This window comes from Mesorhizobium sp. M7D.F.Ca.US.004.03.1.1 (assembly GCF_003998635.1).
In the GTDB taxonomy this organism is placed as follows: Bacteria; Pseudomonadota; Alphaproteobacteria; order Rhizobiales; family Rhizobiaceae; genus Mesorhizobium; species Mesorhizobium loti.
In genome coordinates, this window is the sequence record NZ_RZQG01001501.1 from 1 (window position 1) to 839 (window position 839).

Genomic DNA, 839 nt, shown 5'->3' on the forward strand with positions numbered 1-839 from the left:
GCGGTGCGCAGTGCGGCGGTGGTGACAGGCTTGCCCTGCTCGAGGAAAGGCAGAAGCAACGTTGCCGCTTGATAGATTGCCTCGGCGTTGTTGATGGAGGCCGGCGTCAGCGCGGCGAGGGAACCAGCCGTACATGCGACGGTCGAGGTAGTCGAAACAATGTTCATGGAAATGTCCTTCGCGAGAGCGGAGTGGCGCCCGCGCCGACACTCTCTGCGCGCCAGCCGGGCCACGCTCCTCCCGGCTCCCCTCTGCCTCTGGCGCCGATGCACCAAAGGGGTTGCGCTCTTTGCAAAGCCAGACTTGAATGCGCGGACAGGGATGCGGCGGCGACCTGGAGCTGTGGAGGTGATGCGACGGTTCAGAATTGGCAGTGCGGTCTACGAGGAGGCAGCGCCTGATCTGCAGGCGGCGCTGGCGGGTGCCTATGCCCGCGCCGAGCGTCCGCTATGCCTGTGCCGCGAGTCGGGCTGCCCGATGTACATCGCCCGCATCGGCGATCTTCACCTGATCAAGCGCATGCCGCTCAGCGGCGGTGAGCATGATCCATCCTGTGATTCCTATGAATCGCCTTACGAACTGTCCGGGCTGGGCGCCCTGATGGGCAGCGCGATACAGCTCGATCCGAAAAACGGCTTAGCCGCCCTCAAGTTGGACTTCAGCCTGTCGAAGACGGGGAGCCGTGCGGCATCGGTGCCTGCGGGGCAAAGTTCCGCCAGCGTAACCACCGATCCCAGGAGGATGTCGCTGCGTGGCCTGCTTCATTATCTCTGGCACGAGGCCGAACTGACGGTCTGGACATCGCGGTGGGCCGGCAAACGGCATTGGTGGAATGTCCG

General features: G+C 64.2%; 1 protein-coding gene. It reads left to right on the plus strand.

The window, feature by feature from the left end:
• Nucleotides 1-351: 351 nt before the first annotated feature.
• Nucleotides 352-839: DUF1173 family protein (locus tag EN935_RS38250; protein WP_127374355.1), on the plus strand; the 488-nt coding region annotated here is incomplete at its 3' end.